15 protein-coding genes and 1 tRNA gene are annotated in these 21,200 nt (G+C 68.2%); 2 read left to right on the top strand and 14 right to left on the bottom strand.

The annotated features are described in order from the left end of the window. Positions 1-46: 46 nt before the first annotated feature. The 4 genes from OXU32_07730 to OXU32_07715 all read right to left on the bottom strand — a co-directional run bounded on the left by OXU32_07730 (position 47) and on the right by OXU32_07715 (position 2,739). Entirely contained in the window at positions 47-454 is a 408-nt protein-coding gene (locus OXU32_07730) for a hypothetical protein (GenBank protein ID MDE0073856.1), read from the bottom strand. A gap of 157 nt (positions 455-611) precedes the next feature. Further along, positions 612-998 carry a RidA family protein gene (locus tag OXU32_07725; protein MDE0073855.1) on the bottom strand — a complete coding sequence of 129 codons (387 nt, stop codon included), beginning with the start codon at positions 996-998 and terminating at the stop codon, positions 612-614. Further along, a complete protein-coding gene (locus OXU32_07720) occupies positions 995-2,155 on the bottom strand; it encodes an alanine racemase (protein ID MDE0073854.1) in 1,161 nt (386 codons plus the stop codon). Before OXU32_07720 ends, OXU32_07725 begins: the two co-directional genes overlap by 4 nt. Further along, complete coding sequence (locus tag OXU32_07715) at positions 2,152-2,739, bottom strand: TlpA disulfide reductase family protein (protein MDE0073853.1); 588 nt, start codon at positions 2,737-2,739, stop codon at positions 2,152-2,154. Before OXU32_07715 ends, OXU32_07720 begins: the two co-directional genes overlap by 4 nt. A 183-nt stretch (positions 2,740-2,922) precedes the next feature. Between OXU32_07715 and OXU32_07710 the strand changes: the two genes are divergently transcribed. Continuing rightward, the gene (locus OXU32_07710; GenBank protein ID MDE0073852.1) at positions 2,923-6,036 is read left to right on the top strand and encodes a BamA/TamA family outer membrane protein; all 3,114 of its coding nucleotides are present in this window, start codon (positions 2,923-2,925) and stop codon (positions 6,034-6,036) included. A 20-nt stretch (positions 6,037-6,056) separates the two neighbouring features. Here OXU32_07710 and OXU32_07705 read toward each other — a convergent pair whose 3' ends face one another. From OXU32_07705 to OXU32_07675, 7 genes are all read right to left on the bottom strand, one after another. Next, on the bottom strand, positions 6,057-7,013 hold the full coding sequence (locus OXU32_07705) for an MlaD family protein (GenBank protein ID MDE0073851.1): 957 nt from the start codon (positions 7,011-7,013) through the stop codon (positions 6,057-6,059). Next, the gene (locus OXU32_07700) at positions 7,010-7,792 is read right to left on the bottom strand and encodes an ATP-binding cassette domain-containing protein (protein MDE0073850.1); all 783 of its coding nucleotides are present in this window, start codon (positions 7,790-7,792) and stop codon (positions 7,010-7,012) included. Before OXU32_07700 ends, OXU32_07705 begins: the two co-directional genes overlap by 4 nt. A 6-nt stretch (positions 7,793-7,798) precedes the next feature. Continuing rightward, on the bottom strand, positions 7,799-8,602 hold the full coding sequence (locus OXU32_07695; protein MDE0073849.1) for an ABC transporter permease: 804 nt from the start codon (positions 8,600-8,602) through the stop codon (positions 7,799-7,801). 153 nt (positions 8,603-8,755) lie between these two features. Then, positions 8,756-9,469 carry a lysophospholipid acyltransferase family protein gene (locus OXU32_07690; protein MDE0073848.1) on the bottom strand — a complete coding sequence of 238 codons (714 nt, stop codon included), beginning with the start codon at positions 9,467-9,469 and terminating at the stop codon, positions 8,756-8,758. Between the two features lie 28 nt (positions 9,470-9,497). Continuing rightward, positions 9,498-9,581 (bottom strand) — tRNA-Leu (locus OXU32_07685). A 111-nt stretch (positions 9,582-9,692) separates the two neighbouring features. Continuing rightward, positions 9,693-13,577 carry an Ig-like domain-containing protein gene (locus OXU32_07680; GenBank protein ID MDE0073847.1) on the bottom strand — a complete coding sequence of 1,295 codons (3,885 nt, stop codon included), beginning with the start codon at positions 13,575-13,577 and terminating at the stop codon, positions 9,693-9,695. A 550-nt stretch (positions 13,578-14,127) separates the two neighbouring features. After that, positions 14,128-14,805 (bottom strand): VOC family protein, encoded by a 678-nt coding sequence (locus OXU32_07675; GenBank protein ID MDE0073846.1) that lies wholly within the window; start codon positions 14,803-14,805, stop codon positions 14,128-14,130. A 156-nt stretch (positions 14,806-14,961) separates the two neighbouring features. Here OXU32_07675 and acnA point away from each other — a divergent pair, with 156 nt between their 5' ends. After that, positions 14,962-17,718 carry an aconitate hydratase AcnA gene (gene acnA / locus OXU32_07670; GenBank protein MDE0073845.1) on the top strand — a complete coding sequence of 919 codons (2,757 nt, stop codon included), beginning with the start codon at positions 14,962-14,964 and terminating at the stop codon, positions 17,716-17,718. Positions 17,719-17,738: 20 nt separating this feature from the next. Here the strand turns inward: acnA and OXU32_07665 are convergent, their stop codons facing one another. From OXU32_07665 to OXU32_07655, 3 genes are read right to left on the bottom strand one after another with little or no spacing between them, the layout of a single operon-like run. After that, positions 17,739-18,527, bottom strand: a complete 789-nt coding sequence (locus tag OXU32_07665; protein MDE0073844.1) for a hypothetical protein — start codon at positions 18,525-18,527, stop codon at positions 17,739-17,741. Between the two features lie 15 nt (positions 18,528-18,542). Next, entirely contained in the window at positions 18,543-19,529 is a 987-nt protein-coding gene (gene floA, locus OXU32_07660) for a flotillin-like protein FloA (GenBank protein MDE0073843.1), read from the bottom strand. Positions 19,530-19,567: 38 nt separating this feature from the next. Then, positions 19,568-20,950, bottom strand: coding sequence for a nodulation protein NfeD (locus tag OXU32_07655; protein MDE0073842.1), 1,383 nt, complete (start codon positions 20,948-20,950; stop codon positions 19,568-19,570). Positions 20,951-21,200: the final 250 nt, after the last annotated feature.

The raw sequence follows: 21,200 nt of genomic DNA, 5'->3' as shown, positions 1-21,200 counted from the left end.
CGCAGGTCCACCATCCTGACCGTGACGGCACCGACGCCCATAGGCGTCAGTTGAAGGTGTAGGTGCAGACCAACTCGGGCACTTCGTCATTCAGAATCGATTCCACCTCGCAGATGGTCTCGTCGCGCACGAACAGTTGCAGCGACACCTGCGGCGTCTCTTCCGTCTCCATCGGCCGGCCGACGCTTACGAAGATGCGGCCTCCTCCGCCGAGCGCGAAATCGGCCTGATAGCCGGGGTTGATGGATGAAGTGTCGGCCCTGACCAGTTCTTCCCGGCGATTGCCGAAGTTGTCGAAGATGAACACGAACTGGGTCGATGTCACCAAGGTCAGGGGACCAGGACCCGGGCCGCCGACGGTGATGCTTGCGCTCGTCGGGGCTTCGGTGGGCCCATCCAGGATCGAGCAGGCCGTCAGGGCCGACAGGCCCGCGACGACCGCGAACCACCTCATCCGCATCCGCTTTGCGGAGTATGCACTCATGAAATCACCTCATTGCAGGAGAGCCGCGACGCGCGCGGGCCCAATCGTGGTGGCACACACACCACCACCTTAATCGTGCCGGATTCGACAACGCTCCGCCAGTGCGCCGGCGAGGAAGCAGCCGCGCTCAGGGAAGCAGCGCGATGGCGTCGACCTCGACGCTCACGTTCCTGGGCAGCGCGCCTGCCTGCACGGTCGAGCGCGCGGGACGGTGGTCGCCGAAGTGCTCGGCGTAGACCTCGTTCATGGCGGCGAACTCGCCCATGTCCGCGAGGAAGACGGTCGTCTTGACTACGGTGGACAGCGACGCGCCCGAGGCCTCCAGCACGGCTGCCAGATTGCGCAGAACCTGATGCGTCTGTTCCTGGATGTCGCCCCTGAGCAGTTCGCCCGTCGATGGGACCAGCGGGATCTGCCCGGAGGCGAAGAGAAGCCCTCGCGCGGCGATCGCCTGGGAGTAGGGACCGATGGCCTTCGGGGCGCCGTCCGTGTGCACGACCGTTGTTTCGCTCATTGGGTGTCAGACTCCGTGGTGGATGCGGTTACGTGGCTGAGGTTCATCCGACTCCGGGACGCGACTCGTCCTCTTCCTTCGATCGGCCAGGTTTCGCAGCGGTCTCCTTCGTGTGCGATGACGCGGTCCTGCAGGTTCACCGAGACGCAGACGTGGTTCGGCAGCAGCCGCACGAGCTCGCCCACGCGCGGACGCCAGTCCGTGCTCGTGATATCCAGCACGCCGTGCTCCTCCGAGAGGGCGACTACGCGCACCTCCGGCCGCCCGGCCAGGGCGGCGTATCCGATGCCGGCGGTGTCGTGCAGCTCCTTTGAGAGCGCCTTGGAGCCCGCGTCCACCACCGCCCGCCCGGGGACCGCGGTGCTCACCACCGTGGCGAGGATCGAGTAGGCGCACTCGCGGCCGCGAGCCACGCCCATGCCGGTCATGTCGAGGTCGTTGTAGATGACGGTGCCGGCCCGCACCTCGGTCAGCCGGGGAAGAAGGTGACTGTGCCAGAGCGTGGGGCTCGACCCGCCGCTGACGACCTCGGGCGCCAGGCCGGCCCCGCCGAGCGTTGCGCAGCAGGACTCGAGCCGCTCCGCGAGCGCACCGATCGCCTGCTCCTGCTCCGACACATGCGTGCGGATGTGCCCCGGGTAGAACATGATGCCCCGGTACTCCAGACCCTCCGCGTCGCGGGCGAGCGCCGCCAGCAGGCCGGCCTCCCGTGCCGTCTGCACCCCCGTTCGTCCCAGCCCCACATCCACCTCGACCAGGACACCTACCGTCCTTGCGGCCGCCCGCGCGGCCTCTGCCAGGCCCCGCAGCGCCACCTCCGAATCCAGGGCCACGGTCAGCGCGACCCGCTCGGGAAGCGCCATAAGCCGATCCAGCTTCCTCTTTCCGAGGAGCGGATAGGCGAGCAGCAGGTCATCGCAGACCCGAGCCATGACCTCGGCCTCGTGGGGCGTGGCCACGGTGAGCCCCCGCGCACCGGCCTCCAGCTGGATGCGGGCGAGCGCGAGGCTCTTGTGGGTCTTCACATGCGGGCGCCAAGCGATCCCGTGCCGCGCCGCGTAGGCGGCTACCCTGGCCGCGTTGGCGCGCGCCCTCGCCAGGTCCACGAGGGCGACCGGGGTCTCCGCGTCCGCGAGACCGGCGGGGATTACGCTCAACCCAGGGCCGCCTCCAGGGCCTCGAAGAACTCCCGGTCTTCCTCGGACACCGGACCGACGCGCACGAAGCGGATCGTTCCTTCCCGGTCGACAAGGTAGCTGGCCGGGAGACCGACGGCGCGGAAGGCGTCCATCGAACGCATCTCCGGATCGTGCAGGATCGTGTAGGTCACGCCGTACTCGCCGGCGAACTCGCGCACCACATCCTCGAATCCGGCGTCGTCCACGGAGATGCCCACGATCTCGAAGCCCCGCTCGCGGTGCTCGTCGTAGAGCGACTGCAGGAAGGGCGTCTCGAACCGGCAGGGCGCGCACCAGGTGGCCCAGAGGTTGACCAGCAGGACCTCGCCGCGCAGGTCGGAGAGCGCCACCGCTTCGCCGTCCAGGGTGGCGGCCCGCACATCGGGCACCGGGTCCCCCGCGGTCGGAGGTCGATCGACCGGCGCGCACGCCGTGCTGAGCCAGAGGATGGCCAGGGCTGCCCGAAACGGACGGGGGCCCGGTCCTGCCGGGCTGAACCATCGGATGAGAGAGCTGATGTCCTGGCTCCTGGTTCGCGTTTCGCGGGAAGATGCGTAGCGCAATCACGGGCGCGGGCCGTAAGTTCAACTTCCGTCCCCGTAACCGCAACGATGCCGCCCGCAGCGCCCGCGAGCGCGCGCGGACCTTACCCCCCAAGCACCGTGTACTGACGCCATCATCCGCTACGCTCGCCCACGCCTCCAGTCAGCATCCGGCTGCGCGACGACATACGCCAAGGTCAGGCCATGACATCCTCCTCCTCGTCCGCCGTCCGCCGGAGCCTGTGCGCCGGGATCCTGCCGGCCGTCGCCATACTGACGGGCCTGCTCCTGCCCGAACCGATCGAAGCCCAGTACTTCGGGCGAAACAAGGTGCAGTACGACTCCTTCGATTTCCGGGTCATGAAGACCCCCCACTTCGACATCCACTACTACAACGAGGCCGCGGTCGCGATCGAGGACGCCGCCCGCATGTCGGAGCGCTGGTACGAGCGTCTGGCGCGCACCTTCCAGCACGAGTTCGAGCGGCCCAAGCCGGTCATCCTGTACGCCGATCATCCCGACTTCCAGCAGACCAACACCCTTGCGGGCTTCATCAGCGAGGGCACCGGCGGCGTGACCGAGTCGCTGAAGAATCGCGTCATCATGCCGCTGGCGGGCACCTACTACGACACCGACCACGTGCTCGGCCACGAGCTGGTGCACGCCTTCCAGTACAACATCGCCCAGTCGCGGAGCGGAGGCGGGCTGCGCGGCATGGCCCAGTTGCCGCTGTGGGTGGTGGAGGGGATGGCCGAATACCTCTCGGTCGGACGCGAAGATCCCCTTACCGGCATGTGGCTGCGCGATGCCCTCCTGCGCGACGACGTGCCCACGCTCGAGCAGATGACCCGGGAACGGCGCTTCTTCCCCTACCGCTTCGGTCAGGCTTTCTGGACCTACGTCGGCGGCACCTATGGCGATGAGGCCGTAACCGAGCTGTACCGCCGCTCGCTCCGGGTGGGGTGGGAGAACGCCATCGTGAGCGTGCTGGGCAAGACCCAGGACTCGGTATCCGCGGACTGGCACCAGGCGATCGAGAGCGAGTACCGGCCGCTCATGGCCGGCCGCTCGGCGCCTGGCGAAGTGGGTGCCCTGCTGCTCGCTCCTTCCACGGGGGGCGGGAGCCAGAACGTGGCGCCCTCGGTCAGCCCCGATGGCCGTTACGTGGCCTTCATCTCCGAGAGGGACCTCTTCTCGGTCGACCTGTTCATGGCCGACGCACGCACCGGGAGAATCATCCGCAGACTGTCGAGCGCCGCCTCGGATGCGCACATGGACGCGCTCCGCTTTCTCGACTCCTCGGGTTCCTGGTCTCCGGACGGGCAGCTGTTCGCCTTCGTGGCGATCGCCGACGGAGACAACCAGCTCGTCATCGTGGATGTCGACAACTCCGACGTGGAGCAGCGCTTCGAGGTCGAGAAGGCCAACATCGGGGCCATCTCCAACCCCGCCTGGTCTCCGGACGGCGGTTCGATCGTGTTCGCGGGACAGTCGGGGGGCATCGCCGACCTGTTCATGCTCGACATCGAGACGGAACAGATCACCCGCCTCACCAACGACAAGCACGGGGACATGCAGCCGGCGTTCTCACCCGACGGCTCCATGCTCGCCTTCGTCTCCGACCGGGGACCCGAAACGAACTTCACCGACCTCGTCTACAGCCGGCCGCGCATCGCGCTTCTCGACATGGAGACCCGCGAGATCCGTACGCTCGACCTGTTCGACAACGTCAAGCACCTCAACCCGCAGTTCACTCCGGACGGCCAGGGCCTCTACTTCATCTCCGACCAGGACGGCTTCAGCGACATCTACCGCGTGAACCTTCCCACCGGCGAGATCTATCGTGTGACCAACATCGCGACCGCGGTCAGCGGCATCACGAGCGGTTCGCCGGCCATGAGCGTCGCCTCGCAGACCGGCACCCTGGTGTTCTCGGTCTTCGATGAATTCGAGTTCCACATCTACTCGCTCTCCTCCCAGGAAGCGGGCGCGGCCCAGGAGCTGGCGCGCGAGGGAACGGAAGTCCCCGAGGGCCGTCTGATTCCACCCGCGGATCCGCTCGTGCGCAGCCGGGTCGCGAACTACCTGGCCGATCCGCTCACCGGGCTGCCTCCCACGGGGACGTACGTCTCCGAAGAGGCATCCACCTACGACCCCGGCCTGAAGCTCGACTACGTGGGTCAGCCGATGATCGGCATCGGAGCCGGCGACATCTACGGCAACAACCTGCAGGGCGGAGCCGCGGCGTTCTTCAGCGACATGCTTGGAGACCGCACTCTGGGGGTCGCCGTCCAGGCCCAGGGCACCTTCAAGGATGTGGGCGGACAGTTCCTGTACCAGAACATGAAACGGCGCTGGAACTGGGGCGTCTCGGGAGGACGAATACCCTATCAGCTGGTGTGGGCGAGTTTCGAACGTTCGCCGAACGGCATGCCCGCCATGCGGGCCCTGCGGGAGCGGATCTACATCGACCAGGCGATCGGAATGCTGGCGTACCCCTTCTCCACCACGCAGCGGATCGAGACCCGATTCGGCATGACCCGCTACTCCTTCGACCTGGAAGAGGAGTACCTGTTCTACGACCCGCTCGGGCGTTTGATGGATCGGCGCGTCCGCGAGCTGGAGGATCCGCAGCCGCCCCTCAACATGTTCCACGCATCGATCGCGCTGGTGGGCGACAACTCCTATTCCGCCTTCACCTCTCCGGTGCGGGGGTCCAGGTACCGCTTCGAGTACGAGAACACGGTGGGTACCGCCGACTTCCATACCCTTACCGCCGACTACCGCCGGTACTTCAACCCGATGCGCGAGCTAACCGTCGCCTTCAGGGCGATGCACTACGGGCGCTACGGCATCACCCCCGACGAGACCCAGTCCGGGCTGCGCCAGATCTTCCTGGGATACGAGAGCCTCATCCGCGGCTACGCGAGAGAGAGCTTCGACTTCACCGGCTGCGGGGGGGAGATCTGCCCGGAAGCCGAGCGCTACCGGCAGCTGTTCGGCCAGCGCATCCAGGTGTTCAACTTTGAATTCCGGGTTCCGATCACCGGCGTGAGCCAGTTCGGCCTGCTCAACCTGCCGTTCCTGCCCATCGAGCTGGTCACCTTCGCCGACGTGGGGCTGGCGTGGGACGACTTCGGGACCGTGGATCTGCGCTTTGACAGACAGACGACGGATCGGGTTCCCGTCTTCAGCACCGGCGTCTCGGCGCGGGCCAACCTGCTCGGGTTCCTGATCCTGGAAAGCTACTACGCCTACCCGTTCCAGCGGCCCGACAAGGGCTGGCACTGGGGCTTCACCCTGGCGCCGGGCTGGTAGACGGCCCAAACCTCAGGCCGTCAGAAGATCGAGAGGCTGATGTACCTGCCGGGATTCTCGCGGATGTCGTCCAGCAGCAGCTGGAGACTCGATGCGCCCGCGGTAAGGTTGTCGTAGAGCGACTCGTCGTGGGACAGCCTCCCCAGGGTACCCTCCCCGCGCTCCATGCGTCCGAGGATGGCGCGCAGGTCGGCGAGCGCCGGATCGAGGATTTCGAGATTCCGGTTGACCGCCGCGAGCGCGGAATCCGCCCGCATCGCGGCGCTCTCGAGCGCGGGTGCCGTTGACGACGTCGTGCTGCTCACCGAGCGAGCGGCTTCGTTGATCGACTCGACCAGTTGGCTGATCTCGTTCCTCTGCTCGCGGACGATGACCGCAAAGTCCGTGAGCACGGACTCCAGTTCCTGCGCGCTGGCCTGAAACGACGCCACCGTGGGCTCGTTCAGCAGGGCCGCCATGCGCTGGATCATGTCTTCGGCGTCGTCGCCGATTTCCGATACGATGCCGAAGACGTCCGAACTCACTGTCCCCTGCAGGACGTCGCCGCCCTCCGCCATGACGGCGGAGTTTCCGGGCACGATCTCCACGGTGCGACCTCCCATCAAACCGATGCCCACCAGCCGCACCTGGGAGTCGCCGGGAATCTCGTATTCCCCTTCGATTTCGAGCTCGATGCTCACCCCCGCGGGCACCATGACGAAGCTCATCACCCGCCCGATGTTGACGCCGCGCATCTGCACGGGATCGGATCTTCGCAGTCCGCCCGCGTTCTCCACCACGGCCATGACCGAATAGCGCCCCCGGAACATGGACGGATCGGTCAGCATGAAGAGGGCGATCAGCGTAGCCAGCACTCCTGCGACGATGAAGATGCCGACGCGCGCCTCGCTCATGAGCGCCCGCGGCGGGACGGCGTGCCTGAGTTCCGCGTCCGAGGGCCCGGAGCTCGTCCGGTAGTCCGTTTCCGCTTCGTTCATGTCGTTGCCACCAGGTCTACCGCGGCCTCGGCAGCGGTTCTGTCCACGAATGCTCTCACGATCGGATCGCCGCTTGCCCGGAAGGCCGTGGGGCTTCCGAGGAACCGGAGCCGCCTGCCCTCCAGCATCGCCACCCGGTTACACATCTCCAGCCCTCCCTCGATGTCGTGGGTCACGATGACCGAAGTCACGTCCAGTTCGCGGGAGAGACGCCGGATCTGGCGCTGCACTCCCGCGGTGTTGACCGGGTCCAGCCCGGTGGTCGGTTCATCCCAGAGGAGGATGTCCGGCCCTCCCACGATGGCGCGCGCGATCCCCACCCGCTTCTTCATCCCGCCGGAAAGCTCGGCGGGAAGTTTGGTCATCACTTCACGCGGGTCCAGGAGAACCCGTTCCAGCGCCTCCCACACCAGGCGCGCGATGCGCACACCGTCCATGGCCCGAAGGCGCCTGAGAGGCAGTCCCGTCTCCACGTTCTCAAAGACGTTCAGCGAATCGAAGAGCGCCGCATGCTGAAACACGTACCCGACCTTGTCGCGGATCTTCCGCACGTCCCTGCGATCCCCGAAGAAGACCGACCTGCCGTCCACCTCCACGTCGCCCCGGTCGGGCACGATCAGCCCGATGGTGGTCTTGAGCAGGACGCTCTTTCCGGCACCGGAGGCGCCGAAGAGGCCGAACATCTCTCCCGGGAAGATGTCCAGGTCGATGCCCTCCAGGACGGGCAGGTCGAACGCCTTGTGCACTCCGCGATACCGGATGACGGGGCGGGTCTGCATCGCGCCCTAGTCGAGCAGGAGGGGTGGGAAGAGGGCGTCCATGATCAGAACCGCCAGCGTCATGAACATGACCGCCTGCGTCGTCGTCTTGCCGACTCCTTCGGCTCCTCCCTCCGTCCGCAATCCCATGTGGATGGCGACGACGGGGATGGTGAAACCGAAGACGAGCGCCTTCGTGAGGGAGTAGAAGAGATCCCAGGACTGCCAGTAGAGACGCGCCCCGTACAGGAAGCTGTTGGGCCCGAGCCCCACGGTGAGCTGGGCCGAGACCATGCCGGCCAGGATGCCCACCAGATTCGCGACCGCAACCAGGATGGGGACCACGACGATGCCCGCGACCACCCTGGGAGCAGCCAGAATCGACACCGGATCCCGCCCTACGCTGTAGAAGGCGTCGATCTGCTCGGAGACCTTCATGGTCCCGAGTTCCGCGGTGATGCGGGCGCCCACCCGCCCTACCAGCACGATCGCCGTCAGGACCGGTCCCATCTCCAGAACCACCGACTCGGTGACGATGCTGCCCAGTACGTACAGGGGAATGGCCCCGGTGAACTGGTAGCCGCCCTGCTGGCTCGTGACGATGCCGGCGAGAACGGCCGTCAGGATCACGATGGGGAGGCTCTGCACGCCCATCACGTACATCTGCCGCAGGATCGACCGCAGCGAGACCCGGAGGCCGACGAGCGCAGCGACGATGTCGCGCAACAGGATCGCGATCTCGCCGGAGTGCTGCAGCACGGTGCGGCCGGCGCGCGCCACCTGCGCCAGTCCGCGTTCGGCCCGGGAAGGGGTCTCGGAGGATCCGGGCATGGTTTTCGGGAGGGCTCTCCAGCCTGTGGGAGGATACACGCCCGCGGGCACGCGAAGCATGTACCGCGTGCGCAGCATCCAAGTGCGTGGAAAGCATCTACGATTGCGCAGCCGATGGCAAGGGATCGGGGGCGCGCACGAGCGCTTGCGGGCCTACGCGCCGAGCGCCGCGACTTCGTCGGCGCGGCGGGTCACCTCGTTGAGCAGGGACTCGAGCCGATGCCGATCGTCACGATCGGAGTCGTGGTTCGGGCCATCCCCGGTTTGGTGGTCGACTTCGAAGCGGCGCACGCATACGCGGACCCGGGCAAATGGTTTGGGGATGGTCATCCGGTCCCAGGAGCCAAGGCGCCAGTGGCGGTCGGAGGCGAGGCCCATGGCCAGGATGGGTGCGCCGGACAGGCGTGCGAGTACGAGTATCCCCCGTTTCAGGCGTCGTGCGGGGCCTCGGGGGCCGTCCGGAACCAGGATGGGACTGGAACCGTGGCGCCGGACGACCGAGCGAAGCGCCCACATCGCCTCGCGCCCGCCCGCGCTCGAAGAACCGCGAACAATGCGCGCGCCCCATCGCCGCATGATGCGCGCCACCAGCTCGCCGTCTCCCGACCGGCTGGTGAGGGCGGTGACGTCCACGCCCTTTCCCCGGGCCAGGCGGGCGCCCGTGAAATACGCTCCGGGGATGACGCGGTCGTGCCAGAAGGCGAGGACGGCGGGCGGCCCCCCCGCGGAGAGCGCGTCCAGGTGCTCGCGGCCCTCCGCGATCTCGATGCGCCAGGTGCGGCCGAGGACCTCCACGAGCCAGCCCAGCAGAGTGGTGGCGAGGGCCGTGCGCCCGCGCTTGAGCCGCGTTGCGATGTCAGCACGCATGCGGCGCTTCCCCCGGTCCGTGCGTGAGTGCCGGGAGTGGGACTCGAACCCACACGCCCCAACGGGCAAAGGTTTTTGAGACCTTCGCGTCTACCTGTTCCGCCATCCCGGCAGGATGGAGCGGTATAAGCTACCCGGTAGTACGTCGCCCGCAAATGGGTTTGGGCCGGCGAGCGGTGTTCTCATGGCCCTCTCCCGGGCGGAGCCCCGCGCCGTGTGAACCCTACCAGCCCGGCGGCAGCCACCCCTCGAATCCAAAGGAGCGGATGGTCGCTGAGGCGGACCCGGACAGCGGATACTCCCATCGCCGGAAAAACGCCACCAGGTCGCGCTCGACGATGGCGCTGAGCCGGATCGCGAAGCCGTCGAGTGAGCCACCGTACGTCGAACGCGGATACGCCGGATCATAGTAGCTGTGGAAGACCGCTTTCATGGCGTCCCATCCGAACTCGCCGATAAGCTGACGGTACAGCGCCAGACGTTCGCAGTTGTCGGCAGTGGACCACCTCTGGCGGGCGAGCGCGGCACTGTTCAGCGGAGCCGCACAGGGATGGCTGCTATGCTCGGTGGAGACATTGAAGTCGCCGCCACGGTAGACGTGGTGGTTCAGCGTGTACATCGTGAACAGGTTCACTCCGACCTCGGTGATCCCGTGCCCTGTCCAGTCCGCGGTCTGCCACTGGTGCCCGAGTTCGTGCCCGAAGAGCCACCAATCGACGCCGTGCGCGCTTGGGGAATAGCCCCTGGATGGTGGCCGGACATGGGGCTGCGGCCCCAGACGGCGGAGTGAGGCGATGTACGCCCTGCCCTGCGAAGTCCCCGGCAACAGCACCCAGACCTCACCGTGAAGCGGATAGTTGATGCCCAGCCGCCGCGCGTTGGCGTAGCCCCACCCGACCTGCGGATCGAAGATCCAAGTACTCTCATACGCCCGGGGCGGCCCCCCTGCAAGCTCCGCGTGGCGACGCCGGAAGCCGTCCCAGAACGCGGAGACCTCTCGGGGATCGGTGATGCCGCGTGCCCTCTCCGCTGAGATCACGAGCCGGATGCCGCCGCGTTGTTGGATGACGGCCTGCGGCGCTCCCGCGTCCAGAGCCGCGAACCATTCGGCCGTGTTCGACTCCCCGGCCGTGTATACGGCCATGGGGATGGCGCCCCGGACGGTGACCGGGATGGTGCCCGTGTAGTCGGCCGGGATGACGAGCGCGATCGAGCCGCCGTAGGCGTTCGTAACCCCGGTCTGTCTGTCAAGCAGTGGGAACTCGCGACGGAGCCAGGGCGCGCGCCGCCAGACAGTCTGCGCCGTATAGCTTTCCCCCAGATGGTCATGCGATTGGCCCACCGCGACTCGTAGTTCTCCTGTTGCGTGGCCCGCCGGGACATCAATCGTTACGAGCGCACCCGGCGGAGCGTAGAATCCGAGGGGGAGGTGGCGCTCGTCCCGGCGAGCATCGGCCGGAAACTCGCTCCAGGTGGCATCTACGGTCACGGCACCGTCGACACGCCGCGCGCGCCTCGCGGGGAGGCCGGGAAACACTGCCGCCCACGGATGCGGCCTGGGCCACTCGTGCGCGCCGAGCGTCTCAGCGACTTCTGCAGCGAGGCGAGCCTGGGCTACCGAGCTCGAGACCGGCAAGCGGGGCGTCTCGCCAACCAGGCGGACAAGGGCCGCGTCCAGCTCCTCCGTGCGACCGAGCTCGAGAGCTGCGGCGAACAGACCCGGCAACAGCGCCATCCGATCCCGCGCAATTCGACCTCCGCCAACGTAGGTCTCCCATAAGGCCGCGGGATTCAGGGCGCGCCCATCGAGTCGGGTGGTGGCGGATGCAATCTCGTCGATGGAGTCTTCGTTCCAGGCGATGCCGGTACCGCGCAGGAGGGCATCGGCCGTGAACGGTCCGTGGTAATGTTCGATCCACACGCTCCAATGCACCGCCGAGCCAGCGATGACCAGTCCGCCTCCGCGCTCGACAAACGCCCTCAGCGGCGCGACGAAGTCATCGACAAGATGGGCAGCGCCCCATTCGTTTGTTTGAACCACGGCGACATCCGCGTCGGCCAGCGCGGTCGCGCTCCAGTCGCGTTCGTGGCCGCCACGTCTCCGTGTCCCAACAACGGTGACCCCATTCAACCCTTGTGCCCCAAGCGCGTCCGCGATCCGCTGGTTGTCCGCCAGGATCCGAAGCGGCTCGGGACCTGTCTTCCATCCGGCCCAGCGAACCGCGTTGGCCAGAAGCCGATCCGCGCTGGCCTTGCCGAGAAGCGTCGCTTGGTCTCCCGACGAAAGGAAGTCCTGTCCGGAATAAGCGACCACCCGGCCCCTGCCGAGCCGCGAGCCGGCCATGAGCACGGACAGGCGCCCGGCGCGCCGGCGTACAATCACCGGGAGCACATCACTGTGGAGTCCCAGCCGCAACGTGCCGACGGTGTTGGTGGATCCCTCGTTTCCACCCACGGTCATGCCAGCGAACGGGCGTTCCGACAAACCTGCGATCAGCATGGCGTGGTGATCCGCGGGATCGTTCGACTGCACCACCACCCGGGACGACCCACGCCAATCTCCCGCGGCGGCGGTGACCGTCGCCACACCCACTCCGACCGCGCGGATGAGCCCGGCCGCGTCCACCGTCGTGACCGTCATGTCGCTGGATGCCCACGAGAACTCCACGCCGGGCACTTGGTTGTCCCTCGCGTCCAGCGCCACTGCTTCAAGATGTGCGGTGTCTCCGACCTGCAACCCGATCGACTCCGGCCACGACCGCACCGCCGCAACCGCCTGCTCTACGACAATCCACGCGCTGTCAGACAACCCTTCGGAGGTCGCTGTCACGGTCGCCTTTCCGTTGGCCGCCGCCCTCACCAGACCCGTCGCGTCCACCATCGCCACCAACGTGTCGCCGGACTCCCACGAGAACTCCGCCCCGGCAACAAGATGTCCGTTCCCGTCCCTGGCCTCCGTTGCGAGACGTACCGTATCTCCGAGCGCCAGCAGCGTGTCGGCGGCGGGAGAAACCGTCACGGCACGCACCCGCTGCTCCACCGTCACCGTGGCGCTTCCCGACGCGGATCCCGAGGTCGCCGTCAGGGTCGCCGTTCCGTTGGCCGTCGCCGTCACCAGGCCCGTCGCGTCCACCATCGCCACCAGCGTGTCGCTGGACTCCCACGAGAACTCCGCCCCGGCCACGGCACGCCCGTTCCCGTCTCTCGCCTCCGCTGCGAGGCGGACTGTATCGCCGAGAGCCAGCAGCGTATCGGCGGCCGGAGAGACCGTCACGGCGCGCGCCCCCTGCTCCACCGTTACGGTCGCGGTTCCCGAGGCGGATCCCGAACTCGCGGTGATTGTGGCCGTCCCGTTGGCGACCGCCGTCACCAGGCCGGCCGCGTCCACCATCGCCACCAGCGTGTCGCTGGACGCCCACGAGAACTCCGCCCCGGCAACAACGTGTCCGTTCCCGTCTCTGGCCTCCGCCGTGAGACGTAGCGTGTCCCCGAGAGCCGGCAGCGTGTCGGCGGCCGGAGAGACCGTCACGCCGTGCACCTGCTGCTCCACCGTCACGGTCGCGCTCTCCGACGCGGACCCCGAGGTCGCCGTCACCGTCGCCGTTCCGTTGCCCATCGCCGTCACCAGGCCCGTCGCGTCCACCATCGCGACCAGCGTGTCGCTGGATGCCCACGAGAACTCGGCCCCGGCCACGGCGTGTCCATTCGCGTCCCTCGCTTCCCCGGCGAGACGTACCGTATCCCCGACAGCCAGCAGCGTGTCGGCGGCGGGAGAGACCGTCACGGCGCGCACCGATTGCTCCACCGTCACGGTAGCGCTTCCCGAGGCGGATCCGGAAGTCGCCGTCACCGTGGTTGTGCCGTTGGCTATCGCCGTCACCAGGCCCGCGGCGTCCACGGTCGCGACGGAGGCATTCCCGCTGGACCATGCGACGACGGCCCCGGCCATCACCTGGCCGTTCTGGTCGCGCACTTCCGCGCTCAATTGAACGGTCGTACCCAGCGCCGAGAGTTCAGCCGTGGCCGGGTTTACCGCCACCGTCGCGGGGCGAGGTGGGTCGGGGGGCGGCGCGATGGGGCTGTCGCCGTCCCCGCATCCGTTGGCCAAGGCCAAGGCCGCGAGTAAGGCGGACAGGCGGATGAATGGGCGGCAGGATGTCCGGAATTCCTCGATTCGCCCATGTCGCGCAACGCCGAACATCGTCGGCGGGCTCCGGAAGCGGAAGGTCTCTCTCGCCACGATGTGTGACATCGTGTCACGGCAGGAACCGCTGTTTCCCTCAGGCAGAATCGTGATAATACGACCCCGGTTTGTCGTCTATCCACGATGATATCGCGATTTCTGCGCATCATGCTCTCGACAAAAAGGGTATCTATGCGCCTGAGCGCAAGGGCGAAAGCGGTGTCTTGCCAACCGGAGGAGGCCGTAAGGGGCGAGCCGGGCTACGTTGTCGTATGATATTTACGGTATATTATCGTGATAATACCGCGACTATCCAGGTAGCCGACCAGGCGGGGCGCGGTCGGAAAAGAGGCCAGGCTTGACGGGTAGGCCAAATCGAAGAGGGAGGCTGAAGCGGGGAAGCGTCAGAGCGTTGCGCTGGACCACTCCGTTCCGACCGGACGCTTGGTGGGTGGCACGCCGGGCAGCGCGGGCGTCAGAGTATGATCCGGTCGCCGGCCGGCGTCTCGAGCACGGCAACCAGCCCCGGCCGCCCCGCAGCCACCGCGAGCTCGACACCGAGCCGATCCAACTCGCCGCGCACCAAATCCGGATCGGGATGGCGCCCAATCAGCCGGACGAGGCGTACTCCCCGGTCGGGGAGGTCGAAGCAGGGATGCGGGGTGTCGCCCCAGTCGATGAAGAAGGGGATGATGCCCTGCCGGGGAAGCGGCCTTCCGGGCATCGTGAGCGTCCAGGCGATGCGTTCGCCGCCGGGCCTGGTGCGGGACATGGACCGCACGGGACCCAGGAGGTGGCCGCACGGGCCGGCGGCCAGGCCGTCAAGATCGGCGGAACGGACCGCCCACGTGACCAGCGCCGGCAGCGGCGCCGGGCCGCCGGTGAACCAGAGGCCGCCGGGCGGGGCCGGTTGCTCCGGGTCCGGACCCACGACCTCCAGGTAGACGCGGTCGCCGATGCGCAGCAGGGAGTTGCGGGTTCCGAGTCCCGGGTGGCTGCCGCCGGGCGTCTGCCGTGCGCCGAGACGCGCCTTGAGGTCACTCACTCCGGCGACCAGGTCGGGAACCGCGTAGACGAGGTGGTCGGTCCCAGGGGGCGCAGGCCGATGACCACGACGAACCGCCGCTGCGCGGGCAAGCTCGGAATCAGTCATTGGTCGTGGCGCTCGAGGACGAGTTGGCGCATGGGGTCCACAGGCGAAGGAAGATCCTTCAATGTAGCGCGGAACTGCGGGATGTTATCTTGGAGCAGACGAATCGCGTCGCCTTGCGCGACGGTGCGCCGGCTTCCAAGACCCAGGGACAGATACGTGAAATCACCGACCACCAACGCCTTCGGCTCGCTCGCCACCCTGAGCCTGAGCGAGGGCGCGACCTCCTTCTATCGGCTCCACGCCCTCGAGGAACAGGGCCTCGCCTCCCTCGACCGCCTTCCCTTCTCCATCCGCATCCTGCTCGAGAACGCCCTCCGCCACGCCGGCGGGGGCTACGTGAGCGAGGAGGACGTGCGCGCGGTGGCCGCGTGGAGCCCGACCAACGCCGGCGCCAACGTGCCCTTCCTGCCCACCCGGGTGGTGCTGCAGGACTTCACGGGCGTGCCCGCCGTGGTGGACCTCGCCGCCATGCGATCCGGGATCGCGGCCATGGGGGGCGACCCGGAGCGCATCAACCCGGTGGTGCCCGCCGACCTCGTCATCGACCACTCGGTGCAGGTGGATTACTTCGGGTCGGACACGGCGTACCGCAGGAACGTCGAGCGCGAGATGGAGCGCAACTGGGAACGTTACGCGCTGCTGCGCTGGGCGCAGGACGCCTTCCGCAACTTCCGCGTGGTGCCGCCCGGCACGGGAATCGTGCACCAGGTCAACCTGGAGTACCTCGCGTCCGTGGTGGAGCGCCGCCGACACGGCGACGTCTGGGTCGCCTGCCCCGACACGCTCGTGGGCACGGACTCGCACACCACCATGATCAACGGGCTGGGGGTCGTGGGCTGGGGGGTCGGCGGCATCGAGGCCGAGGCCGTCCTGCTGGGGCAGCCGTACTACATGCTTCTGCCGGAGGTGGTTGGGGTGAGGTTCACCGGTGCGCTGCAGGAGGGCGCGACCGCCACCGACCTGGTGCTCGCCGTGACCGAGAAGCTGCGCGCGTACGGGGTGGTGGCCCGCTTCGTCGAGTACTTCGGGTCTGGGCTATCGACCCTTTCGCTGGCCGACCGCGCCACCATCGCCAACATGTCGCCCGAGTACGGGGCCACCATCGGCTTCTTCCCCGTGGATGACGGTACCCTCGAATACCTGCGCGGCACCGGGCGTCCCTCCTCGGTGGTCGAGCGGGTCGAGCGCTACAACAAGGCGCAGGGGCTCTTCCGCACCGACGAGACCCCCGATCCCGAGTACACGGCGCGCCTCGAGATCGACCTCTCCACGGTGGAGCCTTCGGTGGCGGGGCCGAAGCGGCCGCAGGACCGCATCGCCCTCACCGGCCTCCGTTCGAGCTTCCGCCGGGACCTCCCGGGGCTGCGTCCGGGCATCCCGCTCCCGCAGGCCAACGGCGGCTCCGCGGCGGGCGGCGCGATGGCTTCCGCGAACGGGGACCGGCGCAGGGTCGAGGTCGAACTTGAAACCGGAACCGCCGAGATTACGGACGGCACCCTGGTCATCGCGGCCATCACGAGCTGCACCAACACCTCCAACCCGTCGGTGATGGTGGGCGCCGGGCTCCTGGCCCGGAACGCGGTGGCGCGCGGCCTCGCCGTGCCCCACTGGGTCAAGACCAGCATGGCGCCCGGGTCGAAGGTGGTGAGCGACTATCTGGACGCCGCCGACCTCACCCGCCACCTGGACGCTCTGGGCTTCAACGTGGTGGGGTACGGCTGCACCACCTGCATCGGCAACAGCGGCCCCCTCCCGGACCCCATCATCTCGGCCGTCGAGAACCAGGGGCTGGTGGTGACCTCGGCCCTGAGCGGCAACCGCAACTTCGAGGCGCGCATCCACCAGCAGATCCGGGGCAACTACCTGGCGTCTCCGATCCTGGTGGTCGCGTTCGCGCTCGCGGGCCGCATCGACATCGACTTCGCCGAGGAGCCGCTGGGCACCGGGACCGACGGCGAACCCGTCTTCCTTGCCGATGTCTGGCCGGCGCCGGAGGAAATCCGCGACACCGTTCAGAGCGCGCTCCGGCCGGAGATGTACGAGAGCCGTTACGCGGAGGTCTTCGAGGGCGACGACCTGTGGAAGTCGCTGGCGCAGGCGGACTCCGGGGGGCTCTACGACTGGAATCCGGCTTCGACCTACATCCGCCTGCCCCCTTTCTTCCAGGGGATGAGCACGGAGGCGGAGCCCTTCGCCGACGTCGAGCGAGCCCGGGTGCTGGCGGTGCTCGGCGACACCACCACCACCGACCACATCTCGCCGGCGGGAGCCATCCCGCGCGACGGCTCCGCGGGCCGGTTCCTGCAGGACATCGGGGTCAAGCCGTGGGAGTTCAACACCTTCGGTGCCCGGCGCGGCAACCACGAAGTGATGATGCGTGGCACCTTCGCCAACGTGCGCATCCGCAACCTGCTGCTGGACGACACCGAGGGCGGATACACGGTGCATCATCCCACGGGCGAAGTGATGTCGATCTACGACGCCGCGATGCGGTATCGGGACGAGGGGACGCCGCTGGTGGTGCTGGCCGGCAAGGAGTACGGAACCGGCAGTTCACGCGACTGGGCCGCCAAGGGGACCAGCCTGCTCGGCGTGCGCGCGGTGATCGCCGAGAGCTACGAGCGCATCCACCGCTCGAACCTGGTGGGCATGGGCGTGCTTCCCCTGCAGTTCAAGGACGGGGAGGGCGTCAAGGCACTCGGACTCACGGGTCGCGAGACGTTCCGCATCTCGGGCGTCGCAGACGGTGTCGACGTGCACGAGCTGCTCGCGGTTACGGCCGAACGTGAGGACGGCTCGACCGTGGCTTTCGAGGCGATCGCGCGGCTGGACTCCGCGGTGGACGTGGAGTACTACCGGAACGCGGGGATCCTGCACACGGTGCTGCGGCGCATGGCGCGCGGGGAGATGTAGCCAGCTTTAGCTAAGCCAAGCTAGCTCGTCTCGCGACGATCCGCCGGACGTTCCGAGGAAGGAGCGTCCAGGATCTCCTTGAGCACGAACGCCCGCCGCAGCGAATCGCGGCCGCCGGTCCCGAAGAGTTCCCTGTAGATGCGGGTGCGCGGACGTCTGCCGCGTCCGGTGCCCGGCGCGGCGGCGGCTGGCTGGAGGCGACGCCGTTCCCCCGCGGCCGAGTCCCGCAGGGGCACTGCCTCACGGGGCGCGCGGGCCGGGCGACCTCTGCTCTCGTCCCGTCTGGACAGGCGACGGTCGCGTTCAGAGGGTTCCCGTTCAACGCGCGGCCGCCGTCCCTTGGCGGTGTCCGGCGCCCGGTCGACCCGCGCTCGCCTTTCGGCCTCGGACCTCCGGCGCTCCTGGTCCGAGGTCCGCCGCTCGCGCGCGATCGTCCTGCGCTCGTCGCGGTCCAGCGAGGGCCGCCGCCGCTCATCCGACCTCGACGGCGGCACTTCCGCAGGTTCTTCCGGGATGTCCTCCTCATCCTGTATTACACCCGTAATACCGGGCCCCATCAGCTTCTCGAGGTATCCCGGGCCCATGAGCTTCTCCAGGCCCACAAGCTCGCCCAGCGCTTCGGCCGGCTCCTTCCTCCGTGTCTCGCCGCCCTCCGCCTGAGCCGACGACGGCTCCGCACGCCACTCCTCATCGCCCTCGTCTTCCGGGGGAAGCACCTGTTTCTGCTGCTGGCTGCGGCGCGCCCGCGCGACGCTGTCGATGATGGACAGCGCCATGAAGATCAGGAAGAGAAGAAGGCCGGTGCTCATCCGCCGCCCGTCTCTCTACGCCAGGGGCTCGCCCGACGAGGACTCGTCCTCGCCTGCGATGGAGTTCCGCATCGCGGTGTCCGCCTGCACGTTACGGTACCGGATGTAATCCATCACTCCAAGGTTGCCGTCCCGGAAGGCGTCCGCCATGGCCAGCGGCACCTGGGCCTCGGCCTCCACCAGGTTGGCGCGCATCTCCTGCACCTTGGCGACGTTCTCCTGCTCGGAAGCGACCGCCATTGCGCGCCGCTCCTCCGCCCGCGCCTGGGCAACGCGCTTGTCGGCCTCTGCCTGGTCGGTCTGCAGCTCGGCGCCGATGTTCTTGCCCACGTCGACGTCCGCGATGTCGATGGAGAGGATCTCGAAGGCGGTCCCGGAGTCGAGCCCCTTGGCCAGCACCGCCTTGGAGATGCTGTCCGGGTTCTCGAGCACCGCCTGGTGCGTGTCCGAAGAACCGATGCTGGAGACGATGCCTTCGCCGACACGAGCAACGATGGTCTCCTCGCCCGCACCCCCGACCAGGCGGTTGATGTTGGCGCGCACGGTCACGCGCGCGACCGCGATCAATTGGATGCCGTCGCGCGCCATAGCCGCCACCCGGGGCGTGGTGATGACCTTGGGGTTCACCGAGACCTGAACCGCCTCGAAGACGTCACGGCCCGCCAGGTCGATCGCCGCGGCCTGGTTGAACGACAGTTCGATGTTCGCCTTGTCGGCGCTGATGAGCGCCGTCACCACTCGGTCCACCCGCCCGCCGGCGAGGTAGTGCGCCTCGAGGTCCGCGATGCGGATGAAGAGCCCGGCCTTGGTGGCCCAGATGAGGGGCCGCACCACTGCGGGCGGGGGCACCTTGCGCAGGCGCATGCCGATGAGGTAGGTGATGCCCAGCCGCACGCCGGCGGAGATGGCCTCGATCCACAGGCGCACGGGCACAGCCCACAGCACCATGAGGATCAGAACGATGATCAGTACGGGGAAAAACAGAGCGGCGATGGCTTCCATGGAATGTCATCCGTGTGGGAACAGGGGAGGTTTGAGTTTCAGGATTCGCGCTGCTCGGCGGACGAGGATCTCTTCTTCACGGGTCTGACCACGCACCGATAGCCTTCGGCGCTCAGCACCCGGATGGCGTCTCCCTCGGAGATGAACTCCGAGTCGGCGACGACATCCACCCGCTCGTCGCCGAACTGGCCGGTCCCGGCGGGGCGCAGATCGGTGAGGGCCACGCCCTCGGACCCCACCAGATCCTCCCGCCGCTCTGCGGACTCGAAGCCGTGCTCGCGGTCGGTGGCATCCTGGAGCAGGAGGCCGGAGCGCGCGATGTGGCGGCTGCGCGGGAGCCGTCGCAGCAGGGCCCAGGAAGTTACCAGGATGATGACCAGGCTGAGCGAGACCACGGTGCTTGCCTGCGAGAAGTCGGCAGCCGTGGGCAAACCGCCGAGCATGCTCATGAACACGCCGCCCACAATGGCGGCGATGCCGAGCACGCCGAGGATGCCGAACCCGGGAATCAGGAGGGCCTCCACCGCGAGGAGCCCGACGCCGCCTCCCACGAGGAGAAGATCGGTCCAGGCGGCCAGCCCGACGATGACGTGCGAGCCGAAGTACGCCGACAGGCAGAGGACCCCGACCAACCCAGGGGCGCCGAGCCCGGGGGTGCGGATTTCGATGATGATCCCCAGGAACCCCAGGGAGAGCAGGAACGGGGCGACGGTCGGGTGGGAGAGGAAGCGCACCAGGCGCTCGGACCAGTTGATCTCGTGCCTGCGGATTGGGGCCTGGGCTGCGCCCGCGACCTCGAGCACCGCATCGAGGTCGTCGACCGCGCGCGCGTAGCCGATGGCGACGGCCTCCTCGGTCGTCAGCGTGAGCAGCTGCCCCTCCTCCACCACGCCGGGAATGGCGATGGCTTCGTCGACCATGGCCTCGGCGACCGCCGGATCGAGTTCCGCGGCCTCGGCCAGCGCGCGCATCTCGCTCCGCATCGCCGAGACGATCTTCTCGCTGGCCCTCTCTCCAGAGCCGTCCACCGGGGTCGCGGCGCCGATCACCGATCCGGGACGCATGAGGATCCCGTCGGTGGCGAGGGAGATCAGCGCGCCGGCGGACAGGGCCCGGCGGTTTACGTACGCGTACACCGGAATGCCGGCGTCCGCGATGGCGTCGCCGATGCGTTCGGCGGCGTCCACGCGACCTCCGGGAGTGTCGATGTCCAGCACCAGCGCCGCGGCGCCTTCCTCCTCCGCTTCGCGGATGGCCCGCTCGATGGACGGCGCCAGACCGAGCTCGATCACGCCGGTGACGGGCACAACCACCACCGGCGCGCGGCCACCGGGCTCCTGCGGGACCTCGCCGACGAATCCCAGACTCGCCCCGGCGGCGACGAAGATCCCGCCGGCCATGACACGCATTGACGTCTTCACCAGTGTCGGCCCTCCTCCGATTGCTGGCCTGCGAATACGGCGCTCCTCCACGGTCTCCTGTAATTCCCCGGTGCCCGCGCGCCGTTCCGGAAAGCTAGCAGCCCATGGACGAATCCGCGCGTGCACCGCGAGAGCCGGCACTTGCCCGCCGGACCCGGCTCCGGCATGGTGCCGGGTGTTGCGAATCCCCGGTCGTGGCCGGCAGCGCCTCTTCCGGTCGCTGCTCCCGTTGTCCTTGCCGACATCCCGA

This window comes from Gammaproteobacteria bacterium, assembly GCA_028819075.1.
Taxonomy (GTDB): domain Bacteria; phylum Gemmatimonadota; class Gemmatimonadetes; order Longimicrobiales; family Gaopeijiaceae; genus BD2-11.
Note: the sequence above shows the minus strand (reverse complement) of the source record. Positions and strands in the feature narration are given on the sequence as shown.